A 641-nucleotide genomic window follows, 5' to 3' on the forward strand; every position below is an offset into this window, starting at 1 on the left:
GCTTGTGTATTGCCATCAAGCGTTACGTAAGCTAATTGCCCTTGGCCGTAAAATTTAAACTGTGCTTCGTCAAACGGGCTGGTTAATAAGTTTTGATAAGTACGCGCTGGGGCTTTTTCGCCTGTGCTTTGCTGTATAACAGGCACTACATTTTGACTGCTGTTTTTTAACGCGGGTTTACCTATATTAACCGCTAAATTTGCAACCAGTGCGCTGCTATCGGGCAGCCATTGGTAAGGCGTAGCGGTAATAACCGAGTTAAGCGCTGCATTTGAGAGCATTTTAGCTTGCTTTGTCTCTACACTGTAAAGCCATAAATTTGCTTGGTTTTGTTGCTCTACAACAAACGCTAAATATTTACTGTTAGATGACCATTTAGGCGAGCGAATAATACCGTTTGGTAAATAATTAATATTAATAACGGTGCCGCTTTGCACATGCTTAAGCTCAAGCGCGCTGTATTTAGCGCTAACACGCGAGCGTGAAAAGTTAGCAGGGTTTAGCTTTATACCCGCAAGTTTAAGCTCATCTTTAGCAAGCTCGTCAAGCGTCTCTACGCGCTTACGCTCAAATAAAGCAAGCCATTGGCCATCGCTCGATAAAAAACTAGTGGGTGCTAATTTGGCATCTACCACAGCGGC

1 pseudogene is annotated in these 641 nt (G+C 43.5%); it reads right to left on the reverse strand.

Annotated elements, in window-relative coordinates:
• Nucleotides 1–641, reverse strand: a pseudogene (locus tag L650_RS0110175) (PD40 domain-containing protein); the annotation flags it as partial.

The sequence above is a fragment of the Pseudoalteromonas sp. TB51 genome (genome assembly GCF_000498055.1).
GTDB lineage: Bacteria > Pseudomonadota > Gammaproteobacteria > Enterobacterales > Alteromonadaceae > Pseudoalteromonas > Pseudoalteromonas atlantica.